Here is an 18497-nt window from a genome sequence, read left to right on the forward strand (position 1 = left end):
TTTTATTTATAATTGAGGTAGAATTCGACAACGGCTTCTATTCCTTTACGGAAGATGTCCAACGGTATATTCTCATTAGGTGAGTGGATGGCGTTGGATTCGAGCCCGAAGCCCATCAGAACGGTTTTGATGCCCAGTACTTGCTCGAAAGTGGAGATGATGGGGATACTTCCACCCCGACGCACTGCCAGCGGTTTCTTTCCAAAAGCTTTTTCAAAACCTTTTTCGGCGGCTTGGTAGGCGGGTAGGGTGATGGGACATACATATCCTTGGCCTCCATGCATCGGAGTGACTTTTACCTGCACTGAATCCGGCGCTATGTCCAGAATGTAGTCGGCAAAGAGCCGGGATATCTTGTGGTGGTCCTGGTGGGGAACCAACCGGCAGGATACCTTGGCGTATGCCTTGGATGGGAGCACGGTCTTGGACCCTTCACCCGTATATCCGCCCCAGATGCCGCATACGTCGAAAGACGGACGGCAACTGTTACGTTCCAGCGTACTGTAACCTTTCTCTCCGAAAAGCGCTTTTACATGGATAGCCTTTTTGTATTTCTCTTCGTCGAAAGGAATGCGGGCTATCATGTCGCGCTCGGCTTGGTGAACTTCTTCCACATCGTCATAGAAGCCCGGTACGGTGATACGTCCCTCTGCGTCCGTCACTTGGCTGATTATCTGGCAAAGCACATTGATGGGGTTGGCAACAGCACCGCCGAAGTGACCGCTGTGCAGGTCGCGGTTGGGGCCGGTCACTTCTATTTCCCAATAGGTCAGTCCGCGCAGTCCGGTGGTCAGTGAAGGTAGGTCTGCACCAAGCATGCTGGTGTCCGAAACCAGGATGACGTCTGCTTTCAGCAACTCTTTGTGCTCCCGGCAGAAGCTTTCCAGGCTGGGCGAACCGATTTCTTCTTCTCCTTCGAAGATGAATTTTACGTTGGTTTGCAGCAGTTCGTTGCGTACGAGGTACTCAAACGCTTTCACTTGTATGAAAGATTGCCCTTTGTCATCATCAGCACCGCGTGCCCAGATATGTCCGTCGCGTATTTCCGGCTCAAAGGGTTCGCTCTTCCAAAGTTCCAGAGGTTCGGCGGGCATCACGTCGTAGTGGGCATATACCAATACGGTCTTGGCGTCCGGGTCTACGATTTTCTGTCCAAAAACAATCGGGTTGCCTTTGGAGGGCATTACGAGGGCTTCGTCCGCTCCGGCTTCGAGCAGCAACTGTGCCCAGCGTTCGGCGCAGGCAAGCATATCGTCGTGATGCTCGGGTTTGGCACTGATACTTGGAATGCGGATGAGGCTGAACAAGTCTTCCAGCATTTTAGGCTCGTTCTCGGTAATGTATTTCTTTATTTCCATGGGTGAATATTATAGTTGTGTTGTTCTGTCAATCAGGTAATAATCCAGCAATGTCATTGCTGTCATTGCTTCCACGATGGGTACTGCGCGTGGCAATACGCACGGGTCATGGCGTCCTCGGGCTTTCAGGGTGGTGTCTACACCGTCAATGTTCACGGTGTGTTGCTCCATCAGTACGGTTGCCACGGGTTTGAAGGCTACACGGAAATAGATGTCTTGCCCGTTACTGATTCCGCCTTGTATGCCGCCCGAATGATTGGTTCGGGTCTCGATATGTCCGTTGTTGTTGTAGAACACATCATTCTGCTCCGAGCCTTTCTGCTTTAATCCCTTGAAACCGTCTCCATACTCGAATGCTTTTGCTGCATTGATGCTGAGCATGGCTGCTCCAAGTGCTGCATGGAGCTTGCCGAATACGGGTTGTCCCAGTCCGATGGGGCATCCTTTGACGACACAAGTCACCACTCCTCCGATGGTATCTCCTTCTCCCTTTATCTTGAAGATGAGTTCTTCCATTTCCTTCGCCTTCGCCGGGTCGGGGCAGCGGACCGGATTGGTCTCTATCAAGTCAAGGTCGTATGCTGTATAATTTTCTTCAAGGCGGATAGGACCTACTTGCGAGGTGTACGCCGTGATGTGTATGCCCAGCTGCTTCAGCGCCAATTTGGCCAAGGCACCCGCTACTACACGCGAGATTGTTTCACGGGCTGATGAACGTCCGCCTCCGCGGTGGTCGCGGATGCCATATTTCACTTTATAAGTATAGTCGGCGTGTGACGGGCGGTAGACTTCTTTCAGATTATTGTAATCGTCAGAATGCTGGTTTTGGTTCCATACAATGAATCCTATGGGGCAGCCCGTGGATTTTCCTTCGAAGATGCCGGAGAGGAACTCCACTTTATCACCTTCTTTCCGGGCGGTAGTGATACGTGACTGTCCGGGACGGCGTCGGTCGAGCTCTGCCTGGACGAAATCCATATCAATGACTATTCCTGCAGGGAATCCGTCTATCACTCCTCCCACACCCTTACCGTGCGATTCCCCAAAACTGGTAAGACGGAGAATATTTCCAAATGAGTTGAACATATCAAATGCTTTAAAGGTTTATATATGAGGTTAATGTGCCAATACGCTTTATAGGAAATGCTTTTGACTTTATAAAGATAACAACTTTTTTTCATAAAACGTTTAAGGAAATAAGATAAAAAGTCTTTTTCGCATAAAGTTGCCTGCCTTTGCCAGAGTTTGGTCAATGGCTTGTTCTTTATAAAAATGGCTTACTCTTTATGAAATCTGCATCCGAATTTCACTCGTAATGATGAAAAAAGGAACATTTATTTTTTAGAAAAGACCTTGTACTGTAACCTTAAAAAGTGTTACTTTGCACCTTCGATTTAAAATGGGAAATTAATAGCTCCCTTGGGAAGCTTTTTATTAACTAAACAAGTACTCAAAAAAGTATGAAAAAGAATTTATTTTATTTATTTGCATTGATCTGTTCAATGAGTTTATTCACGGCTTGTAGTGATGATGACGATGATGTCAAGGTCAACACTGACCTGAATACTACTTATACTTCGGCGGACGCTACCAATCAATTGGTATTGACGTATGGTGGCGAGGTGATGTTGGGAAAGAAGGTTTCTTTTGATACGACTGACGGAAAGAACGCTACTATTGTATTGGAAGGTGCGGATATTTCTTTGACAAGAAGCAACATGTCAGCCGGATTGGTTAATCCGGGTGTGATACCGGGAGAATCTAAAGTTGCATTTTCTGTTGCTCTGCAACCGGTAGCCAATGGATATACTTTTGAAGGTGAGCATACTACGGATAATTACACCATGAAATATAAAGGTGCGGTGGAGAAAGGAAAGTTGAACCTTGGATTGAATGTGGAGTTGCTTGGCGACAACACACTGGTGGGAAGTGTGTGGAATCTTGCACCTTATAATCCTTGGGGAGATAAGTCAACACCTCTTCATGCGGTATGGGAATCATCAAAATCTTTCTCGGTTGTAATCTTTCCGGGCACTCCGGCGACTGATATGCAGCCGGGCGATTTAATCTCTATGATTGGTGGTGTCGGTATGATACCGGTAGGCGATAAAGGGCAGAAGAACTTGAATGAAGTATTGTCTTATTTATTGAAGAACGTTACTTTTATGAAGGATGGCAATATCGTTGCCTCTTACTCTGAAGCGGCTGACATGGCTGCGCCGAACTTTAAGGATTCTCCGTTGAATATGGTACAGTATGCAGTGAAAAACGGTAAATTGTATCTGTATCTGAATGTAGAGGCTATTATGGCTGTTGCTGCACAGCTGATACGAAGGCTTTGGATATTGAAACTATTCTTCCTGCGATTTTGCCTAAATTGCTGGAACTTATTCCGATGATTTCTAACGGAATTCCTTTGGGATACTCAATTGAAGAAGGTGCTTTGAAAGTGTATATCGACAATGAATTGGGATTGAAAATAGTAGATATTCTATTGCCTTTGCTTGAGAACGAAGAGATTGTTGCCGCTATTAAAGAGTCCGTTGCAAGCAATCCCGACTTTGCTTTCTTTATCGGAGTTGTGGAAGCCGTATTGGAACAGGCTCCGGAAGTACTTTCTAAAACAACCAAAATGGAAATTGGCTTGAATTTCGTAAAACCGGATGCTGAATAAGAAGCATCATTTTTCTAATATAGAATCCCACTATTGAGACGTTGTTTGGTAGTGGGATTTATTTGTTGAATTGTAATTTTAGATACATGAAAAGAAAATTGTTTTATCTGTTTGCATTGGTTTGTTCAATGGGATTATTGGTCGCTTGTAGTGATGATGATGATAAAGTGGTATGTCCTGTTCCACAGACGGAGTTTACTGCAGACAATGGTTTGGTATTGACCTATAATGGTACTGTGATGCCGGGGAAAAAAGTGACATTTGTGCCCGATGCGGCGAATCCTGCCAAGGCAACCATCGTTTTGACCAATAATACGAATCTTTCCACACTGACGCGCGAAAAAGCCGGGCAGTCTGTGGGAGCCGGTGTACTTCCCGGTAGTGCTGTTGTAGAGATTCCTGTTGAACTGACTATTAACGGCAAAGAGTGCTCTTTCTCTGGGACGGGAGTAACTGAGTTTTGTACATTCTCATATAATGGTAAAGTTGAGGAGGCTTCTATGCAACTGAATTTGACAGATGTATTGTTGAAGAATGCGGCATTGGCTGGAACTTCCTGGGCACCTACTCCTAAAAATCCCATCCATCTGGTGTGGACTTACGATGATAACCAGGATGGAAAGCTTTCTTCTTTGGGCTTCATCCTGAACATTGCCCTGAATATGATTAAGGTGGATGCAGGTAACGGCGTAATGGTGAATATCAAAACCCTGCTGTGCAACGTATTGCATAAAATTACATTGGGTGCCGATGGCAATGTATCAGCAGTTTATGTGGACGCTGCCAATGGTGGTACTACTCCGGTTGAAACTCCTGCAAACGTGGCTCAATATATTGTAGAGAGCGATACCCATTTGAGACTTTTCTTGAATATGGATGCCATTGCCGCTTCATTGAACCGTATGAATCCTACAACGAAGGCTGTAGATATGAATGCTGTACTGGAACAAGCAATGAGTGCTTTGATACCTTTGATGTACGAAGGCATCCCCGTGGCATATAGCGTTGGAGAAAAGGGAGAAATGGCTGTTTTTCTGGATACAGAACTTCTGAAACCTTTGCTGGTGGGTATCGTGGCTCCATTGGTTGAAGACGAGGAATTCGTAGCAATGTTGCTTGAAGCTGTGGAATCGGCAGGTATGGGCAGTATGGCAAGTACTGTTAAGAGTTTATTGGATATGGTACCTGTGGCAAGTAAGACTGCAGTGCAAGTTGAAGTAGGTTTAAACTTGACTCCTGCTCAATAATATTCTGTTTTCATAAAATGGTAGAGGCTTTGTTTTTTTGTTTGACATAGCCTCTGCTTTTTTGTATCTGCCTGTTTGTTGGCGGGGGTGCTTTATACGAAAAAAGTGGTCAATCTGTTTTTTACTCTCTGTTATTCCTTTTATCTTTGTATTAATGTTGAATAATAATTGAATAGATATAGAAATGACAAGGAGCGAAAGATTGCAAATCATAGCATTGGTAAAACAAGAAGTGATACCTGCTATCGGTTGTACGGAACCTATAGCTGTAGCATTGTGTGTAGCAAAAGCTGCGGAAGTATTGGGTAGACATCCGGAAAAGATAACTGTTCTTTTAAGTGCCAATATCTTGAAGAATGCGATGGGTGTAGGAATTCCCGGTACGGGAATGATCGGATTGCCCATTGCTGTAGCGCTTGGAGCCTTAATCGGTAAGTCGGAATACCAACTGGAGGTATTGAAGGATTGTACTCCTGACGCAGTGGAAGAAGGAAGACGTTTTATAGATGAAAAACGCGTCCATATAGCACTGAAAGATGGCATTGAAGAGAAACTTTATGTTGAAGTCGGTTGTGAGGCTGGGGATGAAAAGTCTACTGCTATCATTGCAGGTGGACACACTTCCTTTGTATACATGGCACGCAATGGGGAAGTACTGTTGAACAAGCAGACTGTTGCAAGCACAGAAAAGGAGGAAGATGCGCTAGATTTAAGCTTGCGGAAAGTCTATGATTTTGCTTTGACGGCTCCGTTGGATGAAATTCGTTTTATCCTTGAAACTGCCCGTCTGAATAAGGCGGCTGCAGAGCGTTCTTTTGAAGGCGATTACGGTCATGCTTTAGGGAAGATTCTTCGTGGTACCTATGAACATAAAATTATGGGCGACAGTGTGTTCTCTCATATCTTGTCTTATACTTCTGGTGCATGTGATGCCCGTATGGCAGGTGCCATGATTCCGGTAATGAGTAATTCAGGCAGTGGTAACCAAGGTATTTCAGCTACTTTGCCGGTACTTGTTTATGCAGAAGAGAACGGAAAATCCGAGGAGGAAATTATCCGTGCCTTGATGTTGAGCCATTTGACAGTAATCTATATCAAGCAGAGTTTGGGACGCTTATCCGCCTTATGCGGTTGTGTGGTTGCTGCCACGGGTTCCAGTTGCGGCATAACCTGGCTAATGGGAGGAACTTATGAACAGGTGGCATATGCTGTACAGAACATGATTGCCAATCTTACCGGAATGATTTGTGATGGTGCCAAACCCAGTTGTGCATTGAAAGTTACTACCGGAGTTTCAACCGCAGTGCTTTCAGCCATCATGGCCATGGAAAACCGTTGTGTGACTTCCGTAGAAGGTATTATTGATGAGGATGTGGATCAGAGTATCCGTAATCTGACAAAAATCGGTTCTAAAGGAATGAATGAAACGGATAAATTGGTATTGGAGATAATGACAAGTAAATAATATAGAATTTGAAAATTAAAGAATTAAAAATTAAAGAATTACCATGCGGCATGCTTAATACTGTGTAGTCTGATTCTTTAATTTTTAATTCTTTAATTTTTAATTCTTTAGTGGCAGCATCCACCTCCACATTCATGGTCGCCGCATCCGTCGCCACAGTCACCACAACCGCAGCTGCCGCAACCGCCACCCATCATACGGGCAACTTCAGCAAGCTCTTCGTTCGTAGCCGGACGGCTTTCCACCACTTCTCCGGTAAAGTTCAAATCACAACCGGCGAGTGGATGATTCATGTCCATTACAACCACGTCTTCCTTCACTTCTACTACACTTCCGTTGATGCGTTGACCTTCAGAAGTCATCAAGGGGATGACGGCGCCTTCCACTACACGGTCGCTGTCGAATTCTCCTTCTATCATGAAGATTTCTTTGGGGAGGTCAATGACATGGTCGTCGTCATATTCACCATAAGCTTCTGATGCCGGAATGGTAAAGTCGAATTTATCGCCTATCTGCAAGTCTTTTATCTGGGCTTCAAAGGGTTCGAGTGTCATTCCCAGACCTGAGATAAACTGGAAAGGATGCTCTACGGGTGCTTCTTCTTCGAAATCTTTTTCTCCGTTTTCGATTGAGTACAGCTTATATGCTACGGTGATGTACTTGTTTTCTACTGTTTCCATTAATTTTCTATCTTTATTTAATTAGTAAATACTGTTTTTTGAGTATTTGAAGAGACAAAGATACGAATTATTTGTTTCGGGATGTAGAGAGCCTTTGGTAATTTTCAGATTATTAAATGGTTTCAATGATTGGCAATACATTTATATTGGCTGTCTGAATGGTTCTATTTAGAACTGTTAAGTGATAAAATAGGATTTTAGAGCGATGTTTTCTTACGATTATTCATATTTATCTTATTTTTTTCTTCAATTTGTTTGGAGATTATAAAAAAGCCCTTACCTTTGCAGCACGTTTGAAACAAAAAAGAAGAATTAAGTTATGAATTTACATACATCTATTAACCTGGCAGTCCTGCATATTATTCGCGTCGTGGTGGTGGCATCAAGAGCGTGAGAAAGGTTATGTATGTATTCGTACGTTAGAAGATAATTTATTAAGCCTTTCTCACTATAGTGGGAGAGGCTTTTTCATTAAAAGGAGATTTGAAAATGAAGCATCAGTTACGCAGCTCGTTCAGCACACAAGGTCGCCGCATGGCGGGAGCCCGTGCATTGTGGACGGCGAATGGCATGAAGAAGGAACAGATGGGTAAGCCCATTATCGCTATAGTCAATTCATTTACACAATTCGTCCCCGGGCATGTACACCTGCACGAAATAGGCCAGTTTGTAAAGGAAGAAATTGAAAAGCTGGGGTGTTTTGCTGCGGAGTTCAATACGATTGCCATTGACGACGGCATCGCTATGGGGCACGACGGTATGCTTTATTCCCTGCCTTCAAGGGACATCATTGCCGATAGTGTGGAGTATATGGTAAATGCCCATAAGGCGGATGCTATGGTTTGCATCAGTAATTGTGACAAGATTACTCCGGGGATGCTGATGGCGGCTATGAGACTGAACATTCCGACTGTGTTTGTTTCGGGCGGTCCGATGGAAGCCGGGGAATGGAACGGACAGCATTTGGATTTGATTGATGCCATGATTAAATCTGCTGATGAAAGTGTGGGCGATAAAGAGGTGGCACAGATTGAGCAACATGCCTGCCCCACTTGCGGATGCTGCTCAGGCATGTTTACCGCTAATTCCATGAACTGCCTGAATGAAGCGATTGGATTGGCACTGCCCGGTAACGGCACGATTGTAGCCACTCACGAAAATCGCAAGAAACTGTTTGAGGATGCAGCCAAGCTGGTTGTAGAGAATGCCTTTAGATATTATGAAGAAGGGGATGAGAGCGTACTCCCGCGCAGTATTGCTACCCGCGAGGCATTTTTGAATGCCATGACGCTGGATATTGCGATGGGCGGTTCCACTAATACAGTACTTCATCTGTTGGCTGTGGCTCACGAAGCCGGAGCGGATTTTAAGATGGACGACATCGACATGCTCTCCCGCAAGACTCCCTGCTTGTGCAAGGTGGCTCCCAATACCCAAAAGTATCATGTACAAGACGTTAACCGTGCCGGTGGCATCATTGCCATCATGGATGAGCTTGCCAAGGGCGGATTGGTCGATACGAATGTCCGCCGTGTGGATGGAATGACGTTGGCAGAGGCAATCGACCGGTATAGTATTACCAGCTGATGTATGTAAAGAGGCAATCAAGAAATACTCCAGTGCGGCAGCCGGAAAGTTCAATCTGGTACTCGGCTCACAAAATGCGTCTTATAAGGAACTCGATACGGACCGTGCGACCGGTTGTATCCGTGATTTGGAACATGCATACAGCAAGGATGGCGGTCTGGCGGTTTTGAAAGGAAATATAGCTCAGGATGGGTGCGTTGTCAAGACTGCCGGTGTAGACGAGAGTATCTGGAAATTTACGGGGCCGGCGAAAGTCTTCGACTCACAAGATGCGGCTTGCGACGGTATTCTGGGTGGAAAGGTGGTCAGTGGAGACGTCGTCGTCATCACTCACGAAGGGCCGAAAGGCGGACCGGGTATGCAAGAGATGCTTTATCCTACTTCTTATATCAAATCCCGCCATCTGGGTAAGGAGTGTGCATTGATTACCGACGGGCGTTTCAGTGGTGGTACTTCCGGACTGAGTATCGGGCATGTTTCTCCCGAAGCGGCTGCCGGTGGTAATATCGGCAAGATTAAGGATGGGGATATTATTGAAATTGATATACCGAACCGTTTTATCAATGTGAAGTTGACGGATGAAGAGCTTGCTGCACGCCCCATGACTCCGGTAACCCGCAACCGGGAGGTGTCCAAAGCATTGAAAGCATATGCAAGCATGGTAAGTTCTGCCGACAAAGGGGCTGTGAGGCTGATTGATTAAAAGCCCCCCCTTTCCGAAAGCGAGGGGAGGAGAGAATGAAACAAATTTTTCAAGCTACTATTGAGCTTTTAAATATAATGAATAGATAAAGTATGGCTGATAATAATAAAAAGAGTAACTCTTCCTCTTTCCTTGGGAGAGGGTCGGGGTGAGGCTCTGATAACAGGCGCAGAAGCATTGATGCGCTCTCTGGAGCATCAGGGAGTAAAGACTATTTTCGGTTATCCGGGAGGGAGCATCATGCCGGTATTCGATGCCTTATACGACCACCGGAAGGAACTGAACCACATCCTGGTTCGCCATGAACAAGGAGCCACCCATGCGGCACAAGGCTTTGCACGTGTATCAGGTGAGGTTGGCGTTTGTCTGGTTACCAGTGGACCGGGTGCTACCAATACTATCACGGGCATTGCAGATGCATGATTGACAGTACGCCTATCGTTGTCATTGCCGGCCAGGTAGGGACGAACTTTCTGGGTACGGATGCGTTTCAGGAAGTGGACTTGGTAGGCATTACCCAGCCTATCACGAAATGGAGTTACCAGATTCGTCGTGCAGAAGATGTGGCCTGGGCAGTGGCACGTGCTTTCTATGTGGCAAAGAGCGGACGTCCGGGACCGGTCGTGCTGGATTTTGCTAAAAACGCCCAAGTGGAGAAAACAGAATATGTGCCTACTAAGGTGGACTATGTCCGTAGCTATCTCCCCGTTCCCGAAATGGAGCCGGAGGCCATACGGCAGGCCGCTGAATTAATAAATGGTGCGGAACGGCCTTTGGTGCTGGTAGGACAAGGCGTGGAGCTGGGAGAAGCCCAGCAAGAACTTCGTGCTTTCATTGAGAAAGCCGGAATGCCTGCCGGATGCACTTTGTTGGGACTTTCCGCATTGCCTACGGACCATCCGTTGAACAAAGGAATGCTTGGTATGCACGGTAACCTGGGGCCCAATATCAATACTAATAAATGTGATGTCCTTATCGCCGTAGGCATGCGCTTTGATGACCGTGTGACGGGTAAATTGGAAACATATGCCAAGCAGGCGAAGATTATCCACTTTGATATTGACCCTGCCGAAATAGATAAGAATGTAAAGACCGATGTTGCTGTCCTGGGAGATTGCAAAGAGACACTGGCTGCCGTTACCCAATTGCTGGAACCCGCCAACCATCAGGAATGGATTGACAGTTTCCGGCAATACGAGGAAGTGGAAGAGGAAAAGGTAATCCGTCCGGAATTACATCCGGCAGGAAAAGCGCTAAGCATGGGTGAGGTGGTGCGTGCTGTGAGTGAGGCTACCCATAACGAGGCGATATTGGTGACTGATGTCGGCAGAATCAGATGATGTCCGCCCGTTATTTCAAATACAGTAAGGAACGTAGCATTGTTACTTCCGGTGGCCTGGGTACTATGGGCTTCGGCCTTCCGGCAGCTATCGGTGCCACTTTTGGACGTCCGGACCGCACGGTATGCGTATTCATGGGAGACGGCGGCTTGCAGATGAACCTGCAGGAACTGGGTACCATCATGGAGCAAAAGGCGCCGGTGAAGATGATTCTGTTGAACAATAACTTCTTGGGCAATGTTCGTCAATGGCAGGCGATGTTCTTCAATCGTCGTTATTCGTTTACTCCGATGATGAATCCGGATTATATGAAGATTGCCTCGGCATATGATATTCCTGCACGCAGGGTAATGACCCGCGAGGAGCTGGCAAAAGCGATTGACGAGATGATAGCAACCGACGGACCGTTCCTGCTCGAAGCTTGTGTGGAGGAAGAAGGAAATGTAATGCCGATGACACCTCCGGGCGGTTCGGTCAATCAGATGTTGTTGGAATGCTAACTATAAATTAAGAATGAAGAATTAAGAATGAAGAATGGCACAGAGAAATCTACCTCTTTCATTCCCGTATTCTTAATTCTTCATTCATCATTCTTCATTTAAAAAGACATGGATAAGACATTATATACAATCATTGTTCATTCGGAAAACTTTGCCGGTTTGCTGAATCAGGTGACGGCTGTGTTTACCCGTCGGCAGATAAACATCGAAAGTTTAAATGTATCGGCCTCCTCCATCAAAGGGGTACATAAATATACCATTACCGCTTGGACGGACAAGGATACCATTGAAAAGGTGACCAAGCAGATTACTAAGAAAATAGATGTGCTGCAAGCCCATTATTTCACGGATGATGAAATTTATCAGCACGAGATTGCTCTCTATAAAATAACGACCCCCACGCTGGAAGAAAAACCGGAGGTGTCCAAAGTAATCCGTAAGTACAATGCCCGTATTGTGGAGGTGAATGCTGTATTTGCCATTGTTGAGAAGAATGGCATGAGTGAGGAAATAACCAATCTTTATGAGGAGTTGCGCCAGTTGGATTGCGTACTTCAGTTCGTCCGTTCGGGTCGCGTAGCCATTACGACCAGCTGCTTTGAGCGTGTCAATGAATATCTGGCGGACCGTGAAGCAAAATATCGTCAAAGTAAACACCAGGAATCATGATGAGCGAAAACAATAAGATAGGTACCTACAAGTTTGTTGCCGAACCGTTTCATGTCGACTTTACCGGACGGCTGACAATGGGAGTATTGGGCAACCATTTGTTGAATTGTGCGGGTTTCCATGCCAGCGACCGCGGTTTTGGCATCGCGACTCTAAACGAGGACAATTATACTTGGGTATTGTCCCGTCTGGCTGTCGAACTGGATGAAATGCCTTATCAGTACGAAGATTTCTCCATTCAGACTTGGGTGGAGAATGTCTATCGCCTTTTTACAGACCGTAATTTCGCTATCATCGATAAGGAGGGCAAGAAGATTGGGTACGCACGTTCCGTTTGGGCGATGATTAGCATGAATACCGTAAGCCGGCAGATTTGCTGGCTCTTCATAGTGGCAGCATTGTAGATTATGTTTGTGATGAACCTTGCCCGATAGAAAAGCCTTCGCGGATAAAGGTGGCCTCAAAGGAACCGGTTGCTGCTTTGGTAGCCAAATACAGTGATATTGACATTAACGGGCATGTGAACAGCATCCGTTACATCGAGCATATCCTTGATTTGTTCCCGATAGAGATGTATAAGGAGAAGCGCATCCGTCGTTTTGAAATGGCATATGTAGCCGAAAGCTATTATGGGGATGAGTTGACTTTGTTCATGGATGATGCCGGTGAGGGCGTTTACGATGTGGAGGTGAAAAAGAATGGCAGCGAAGTGGTCTGTCGCTCTAAAGTGATATTTACAGAGAAATAAATAAATTTATCAACGTTGGCGTAAGCCACAAATAAAAATTAAAACAAAAAATGGCACAATTGAATTTTGGCGGTGTTATTGAGAATGTAATGACCCGCGAAGAATTTCCTTTGGAAAAAGCACGTGAGATTTTGAAAGATGAAACAATTGCAGTAATCGGTTATGGCGTACAAGGCCCGGGCCAGGCTTGCAACTTGCGTGATAACGGTTTCAATGTGATTGTAGGACAACGTCCGGGCAAGACATACGAAAAGGCTGTGGCCGACGGATGGGTACCGGGTGAGACTTTGTTCGGCATCGAAGAGGCTTGTCAGAAAGGTACTATCGTCATGTGTCTGTTGTCTGACGCAGCTGTAATGTCTGTATGGCCGACTATCAAACCTTATTTGACTCCCGGAAAGGCCCTTTACTTTTCTCATGGTTTTGCTATTACTTGGAACGACCGTACCGGCGTGGTTCCTCCTAAAGATATTGATGTTATTATGGTTGCTCCCAAAGGTTCCGGTACTTCACTCCGTACCATGTTCCTCGAGGGTCGTGGCTTGAACTCATCATATGCCGTCTATCAGGATGCTACGGGCAAGGCTTTTGACAAGACGATTGCACTGGGTATCGGTATCGGCTCCGGCTACTTGTTCGAGACGACTTTCATCCGCGAAGCCACTTCCGACTTGACCGGTGAACGCGGTTCCTTGATGGGTGCTATCCAGGGATTACTGTTGGCTCAGTATGAAGTATTGCGCGAAAACGGTCACACTCCTTCTGAAGCATTCAATGAAACTGTGGAAGAGCTGACTCAATCTTTGATGCCATTGTTTGCCAAGAATGGTATGGATTGGATGTATGCCAACTGTTCTACTACGGCACAGCGTGGTGCGCTGGATTGGATGACCCCGTTCCATGATGCCATCAAGCCGGTTGTACAGAAATTGTATGCCAGCGTGAAGTCGGGCAACGAAGCTCAGATTTCTATCGACAGCAACTCCAAACCTGATTATCGTGAGAAGCTGAATGCAGAATTGAAAGCCTTGCGTGAAAGCGAAATGTGGCAGACAGCTGTTACTGTTCGTAAACTTCGTCCGGAAAACAATTAATCAGCTGATACTAACTCAATTCCCCTCCTCCTGGGAGGAGGGGTGCCCGTAGGGCGGGGTGGTAGAGGTCATAAGGCTATGAGTGAAATGAGAACTCTATCTGTGTGCTCCCTACCACCTCCCCCTACGGGTACTCCTCCTCCTTGGAGGAGGAGAATCAGGATAGTATTTATTTTATATTTTGAATAAACTCCAATAGCTTCCGGTAAAAACCGTGATGTTTCAGCGTCTCTGCCTCTCCCAATATCACCAGCTTCATACGTGCCCGGGTGATGGCTACATTCATTCTCCTTAAATCATTCAGGAATCCTATCTGCCCTTCTTCGTTGGCACGGACAAGGCTGATGAAGATAACATCGCGCTCTTGCCCTTGGAAGCCATCCACCGTATTTACAGTGAACAAGCTGCGATAAGGCTTGAGTGAAGTGTCTGCCTTTATCTTGTTGCGGAGATATTGCACTTGTGCCTTGTAAGGGGAGATGATGCCGAAGTCTATTTTTTCTTCCAGAATGCGGCTGCCACCGATACGGTTGATGTAGATTTTCAGTTCTGATAGGAGCAGGTCCGCTTCCGCCTTATTAATACGCCCGAAAGTCTCTCCCACAAATTCTTCTTTGAAATCCATTTCGGAGGTGTCAATCCAGTGGATGGGGGTATCCCAGTCCAGGATGCCCCGGTAACGCACTTCGGGAGCGGCTTCCAGCTCGCCATTATAAAACCATTGGGAAGGAAATTTCATGATTTCCTCGTGCATGCGGTATTGCACTTTCAGCAAAGAGACAACGGCAGGTTTGTTGGACACCACTTTCTCCATCAATGTTCGTTCCAGACCTCCACGGGCAGCTTCGTAGCATTTTATGGTGGGCGGAAGTTGGCAGTGGTCACCCGCCAACACCACGCGGTCTGCCTTTCGGATAGCTATCCAGCAGGCAGCCTCTAAGGCCTGGGCTGCTTCATCAATGAAAAGGGTGCCGAAACGGCGTCCGTTCAGCAGCCGGTGATTGCTGCTTACCAGAGTGGAGGCTATGACGTGTGCCCCATCAAAAAGCTCTGCATTGATTTGTATTTCCAATGCGGTGGCGCGGTCGCGCAGGCGCTCATACGGCTACGCACTCCTTCGCGTTCGTCATAGCTGCCACGGCGGGCACGGCTGCCCAGTTCACGGAGATTTTTCCGGATGCTCCACAGCTCCGGATAAAACGGATGGTTCTCGAAACGGCGCTCGTAAGTAAAGGAAAGCATCTTGTCGTTGACACGGGTCGGATTGCCGATACGCAGGACATTGACGCCGCGGTCCACCAGTTTTTCCGAAATCCAGTCGACGGCGGTATTGCTTTGGGCACATACCAGCACCTGCGGTTCCCGATGCAGGGTTTCGTAGATGGCTTCCACTAAGGTGGTCGTTTTTCCGGTTCCCGGAGGACCGTGTACAATGGCCACGTCGCGGGCACACAGCACTTTGTTTACAGCCGTCTCCTGCGTGGAGTTCAGCCAGGGAAACCGTACGGGATAGAGCTCTCGGAAACCGGCTTTCAAGGTCCCCAGCAATATGTCCCGCAATTCAGCCAGGCGGTTGCCTTTGGAGCGTAACGTATCTTCCAAGCTTCGAACATGGTCCGATAGGATGTTTCATCGAAATAGAGTTGTACGCCGAGGTGGTCCGCTCCCTGCACTTCCATGATAGCACCTGCGCCGGGCATAACTACTACCATCCGCGTTTCGTCGGCATAGCTCACGGTAGCGGTGAAGTTCATATAAGTTATTTTCCCATCGGCAGACTGGCGGAAAAAACATACGGGACGACCGAACTCAAAATTATGTTCTATATCGGTATTTTCTGTGTGTGTAATTTCTATTACTAATTGATTCAGTGAATTATAGTAACTTCGTCCCGGAGTGGCAGGATACCAGCAAAGTCCCCGTTTCACTTTCCGGGCAACCCCCATGTTTTCGGTTTGGCGTTTGAAATCCTCTTTTTCGTATTCGTATTCCATGCGCAGCAAAAGTTGTTGCTGCTGGAGGTGAATAATAGGACTATTGGAATCTTGTTCTTTCATGGTTGCAAAGGTAATCATTCTTCGCTTCCGATGGAAAAAATGCTTTATTTTGTTAAACTATTCAGCCTTTTTATTTGTTTATGATATTGATTTGTAATCTTTACAATAATGAAAAACTAAAAAATAGTGGTTATGGTGTATGATTTAACGATGCTCAAAGCGTTTTATGCCGCTTATCCGGAGAAGATAGAACGCGTACGGAATGTATTGCGGCGTCCGATGACTTTAGCAGAGAAAATTTTGTATGCTCATTTGTATGATGAGGATAAAGTGAAGAACTACAGACGGGGAGAAGACTATGTGAATTTCCGTCCCGACCGTGTGGCCATGCAGGATGCAACGGCCCAAATGGCCTTATTGCAATTTATGAATGCAGGTCGTGAGCAGGTTGCCGTGCCTTCCACTGTGCACTGTGACCATTTGATTCAAGCATATAAAGGTGCAAAAGAAGATATTGCGACTGCTACGAAGACCAACGAGGAGGTCTATAATTTTCTCCGTGATGTTTCCTCCCGCTATGGCATAGGTTTTTGGCAGCCGGGGGCAGGCATTATTCACCAGGTGGTATTGGAGAACTACGCATTTCCGGGTGGAATGATGGTAGGCACGGACTCTCATACGCCCAATGCCGGAGGTTTGGGCATGGTGGCCATTGGCGTGGGGGGGCTGATGCGGTGGATGTGATGACCGGCATGGAATGGGAACTGAAAATGCCGCGTCTGATAGGCGTACACTTGAAGGGTAAATTGAGTGGCTGGGTAGCTCCCAAAGATGTTATTCTGAAGTTGGCGGGTATTCTTACTGTAAAAGGGGGAACCAATGCCATCATTGAATATTTCGGACCGGGAACAGCTTCATTGTCTGCCACTGGAAAGGCTACTATCTGCAATATGGGGGCAGAAGTGGGGGCGACTACCTCCCTTTTCCCTTACGATGAGCGCATGGGTACTTATTTGAAGGCTACCGGACGTGAAGAAGTGGCAAAAATGGCTGCTTCCGTAGCTGCCGACCTTCGCGCCGACGACGAAGTGCTGGCAAATCCGGAAAAATATTACGACCGCATCATTGAAATGGACCTCTCGCTATTGGAACCGTATATCAACGGACCCTTTACGCCGGATGCAGCAACACCGATATCGAAATTTGCCGAGGTAGTGATAACCAATAACTATCCCCGCCGGATGGAAGTCGGCCTGATAGGGTCGTGCACCAATTCGTCCTATCAGGATTTGAGCCGCGCGGCCTCCCTTGCACGGCAGGTAAAGGAAAAGAATTTGAAAGTTGCTTCTCCGCTGATTGTCAACCCCGGTTCGGAGCAGATACGTGCCACTGCTGAACGCGATGGCATGATTGCCGCTTTCGAAGATATTGGCGCAACGATAATGGCGAATGCCTGCGGACCTTGTATTGGCCAGTGGAAACGCCATACTGATGACCCCGAACGCAAAAATTCCATCGTCACCTCTTTTAACCGTAATTTTGCCAAACGTGCCGATGGAAATCCCAACACTTTTGCTTACGTCGCTCCCCGGAGATAACGATGGCGTTGACCATTGCCGGTGACCTTTGTTTCGACCCGTTGAGGGATACGCTGGTCAATGCCAAAGGGGAGGTTGTGAAACTGTCCGAACCGGTCGGTGAAGAACTGCCGGCACACGGGTTTATAGGAGGAAAGGAAGGATACATTGCTCCAGGTAAAGGACAGACGGAAATTACGGTCAATCCTCATTCACAGCGCTTGCAACTGCTGTCTCCCTTCCCTGCCTGGGATGGCATGGATTTGCTGAATATGCCTTTATTGATTAAAGTGCAGGGGAAATGTACCACCGACCACATTTCCATGGCAGGGCCATGGCTCCGTTTCCGAGGACATCTGGAGAATATTTCGGATAATATGCTGATGGGAGCTGTCAATGCTTTCAATGGAGAGACGAATAGTGTCTGGAATCGCTCTACCAATACCTATGGAACGGTGTCAGGCACGGCGAAATTGTATAAATCCGAAGGCATCCCTTCCATTGTCGTTGCCGAAGAGAATTATGGTGAAGGTTCCAGCCGTGAGCATGCTGCCATGGAACCACGCTTCCTGAATGTACGCGTCATTTTGGCGAAAAGCTTTGCCCGTATCCATGAGACGAATTTAAAGAAACAAGGCATGTTGGCGCTGACCTTTACGGATAAGGCCGATTATGACAAGATTCGGGAACGCGATCTGATTTCTGTCATGGGGCTGAAAGATTTTGCTCCGGGACGCACTTTGAAGGTGGTTCTTCATCACGAGGACGGGAGTAAAGAAAGTTTTGAAGTACAACATACGTATAACGAACAGCAGATAGCCTGGTTCCGGGCCGGTTCTGCACTTAATGCAAGATAGA

9 protein-coding genes and 5 pseudogenes are annotated in these 18497 nt (G+C 46.8%); 10 read left to right on the top strand and 4 right to left on the bottom strand.

Features of this window, described 5'->3' with window-relative positions; genetic code table 11:
- Positions 1–2 precede the first annotated feature (2 nt).
- Positions 3–1358 (bottom strand): dipeptidase, encoded by a 1356-nt coding sequence (locus JCM16496_RS07450; RefSeq protein WP_025833303.1) that lies wholly within the window; start codon positions 1356–1358, stop codon positions 3–5.
- A 9-nt stretch (positions 1359–1367) separates the two neighbouring features.
- The gene (gene aroC, locus JCM16496_RS07455; RefSeq protein WP_025833305.1) at positions 1368–2444 is read right to left on the bottom strand and encodes a chorismate synthase; all 1077 of its coding nucleotides are present in this window, start codon (positions 2442–2444) and stop codon (positions 1368–1370) included.
- 416 nt (positions 2445–2860) lie between these two features.
- Here aroC and JCM16496_RS07460 point away from each other — a divergent pair, with 416 nt between their 5' ends.
- The 4 genes from JCM16496_RS07460 (at position 2861) to JCM16496_RS07475 (ending at position 6744) form a co-directional block, all read left to right on the top strand.
- Positions 2861–3757 carry a DUF4925 domain-containing protein gene (locus tag JCM16496_RS07460; protein ID WP_025833307.1) on the top strand — a complete coding sequence of 299 codons (897 nt, stop codon included), beginning with the start codon at positions 2861–2863 and terminating at the stop codon, positions 3755–3757.
- Positions 3697–4032, top strand: a complete 336-nt coding sequence (locus JCM16496_RS07465; RefSeq protein ID WP_128809495.1) for a hypothetical protein — start codon at positions 3697–3699, stop codon at positions 4030–4032. The genes JCM16496_RS07460 and JCM16496_RS07465 overlap by 61 nt, the downstream gene beginning before the upstream one ends.
- An 86-nt stretch (positions 4033–4118) precedes the next feature.
- Entirely contained in the window at positions 4119–5279 is a 1161-nt protein-coding gene (locus JCM16496_RS07470; RefSeq protein WP_025833311.1) for a DUF4925 domain-containing protein, read from the top strand.
- A gap of 184 nt (positions 5280–5463) precedes the next feature.
- Positions 5464–6744: an L-cysteine desulfidase family protein gene (locus JCM16496_RS07475; protein ID WP_025833313.1), complete on the top strand. Its 1281-nt coding sequence runs from the start codon at positions 5464–5466 to the stop codon at positions 6742–6744.
- A 107-nt stretch (positions 6745–6851) separates the two neighbouring features.
- Here the strand turns inward: JCM16496_RS07475 and JCM16496_RS07480 are convergent, their stop codons facing one another.
- Positions 6852–7424: an FKBP-type peptidyl-prolyl cis-trans isomerase gene (locus tag JCM16496_RS07480; protein ID WP_005833142.1), complete on the bottom strand. Its 573-nt coding sequence runs from the start codon at positions 7422–7424 to the stop codon at positions 6852–6854.
- A 489-nt stretch (positions 7425–7913) separates the two neighbouring features.
- Here JCM16496_RS07480 and ilvD point away from each other — a divergent pair.
- The 5 genes and pseudogenes from ilvD (at position 7914) to ilvC (ending at position 14065) form a co-directional block, all read left to right on the top strand.
- Positions 7914–9714 (top strand): annotated as a pseudogene (gene ilvD, locus JCM16496_RS07485) (dihydroxy-acid dehydratase).
- Positions 9715–9894: 180 nt separating this feature from the next.
- Positions 9895–11554 (top strand): annotated as a pseudogene (gene ilvB / locus JCM16496_RS07490) (biosynthetic-type acetolactate synthase large subunit).
- 108 nt (positions 11555–11662) lie between these two features.
- Positions 11663–12223: an acetolactate synthase small subunit gene (gene ilvN / locus JCM16496_RS07495; protein ID WP_025833317.1), complete on the top strand. Its 561-nt coding sequence runs from the start codon at positions 11663–11665 to the stop codon at positions 12221–12223.
- Positions 12223–12971, top strand: a pseudogene (locus JCM16496_RS07500) (acyl-[acyl-carrier-protein] thioesterase). Before ilvN ends, JCM16496_RS07500 begins: the two are co-directional and overlap by 1 nt.
- Positions 12972–13021: 50 nt before the next feature.
- Entirely contained in the window at positions 13022–14065 is a 1044-nt protein-coding gene (gene ilvC, locus JCM16496_RS07505) for a ketol-acid reductoisomerase (RefSeq protein ID WP_005833131.1), read from the top strand.
- A 169-nt stretch (positions 14066–14234) separates the two neighbouring features.
- On the opposite strand, the pseudogene JCM16496_RS07510 reads toward ilvC, so the two are convergent.
- Positions 14235–16122 (bottom strand): annotated as a pseudogene (locus tag JCM16496_RS07510) (AAA domain-containing protein).
- 132 nt (positions 16123–16254) lie between these two features.
- On the opposite strand from JCM16496_RS07510, the pseudogene JCM16496_RS07515 reads away from it, so the two are divergent.
- Positions 16255–18496 (top strand): annotated as a pseudogene (locus tag JCM16496_RS07515) (aconitate hydratase).
- Position 18497 lies beyond the last annotated feature (1 nt).

The organism is Bacteroides rodentium JCM 16496 (assembly GCF_000614125.1).
In the GTDB taxonomy this organism is placed as follows: domain Bacteria; phylum Bacteroidota; class Bacteroidia; order Bacteroidales; family Bacteroidaceae; genus Bacteroides; species Bacteroides rodentium.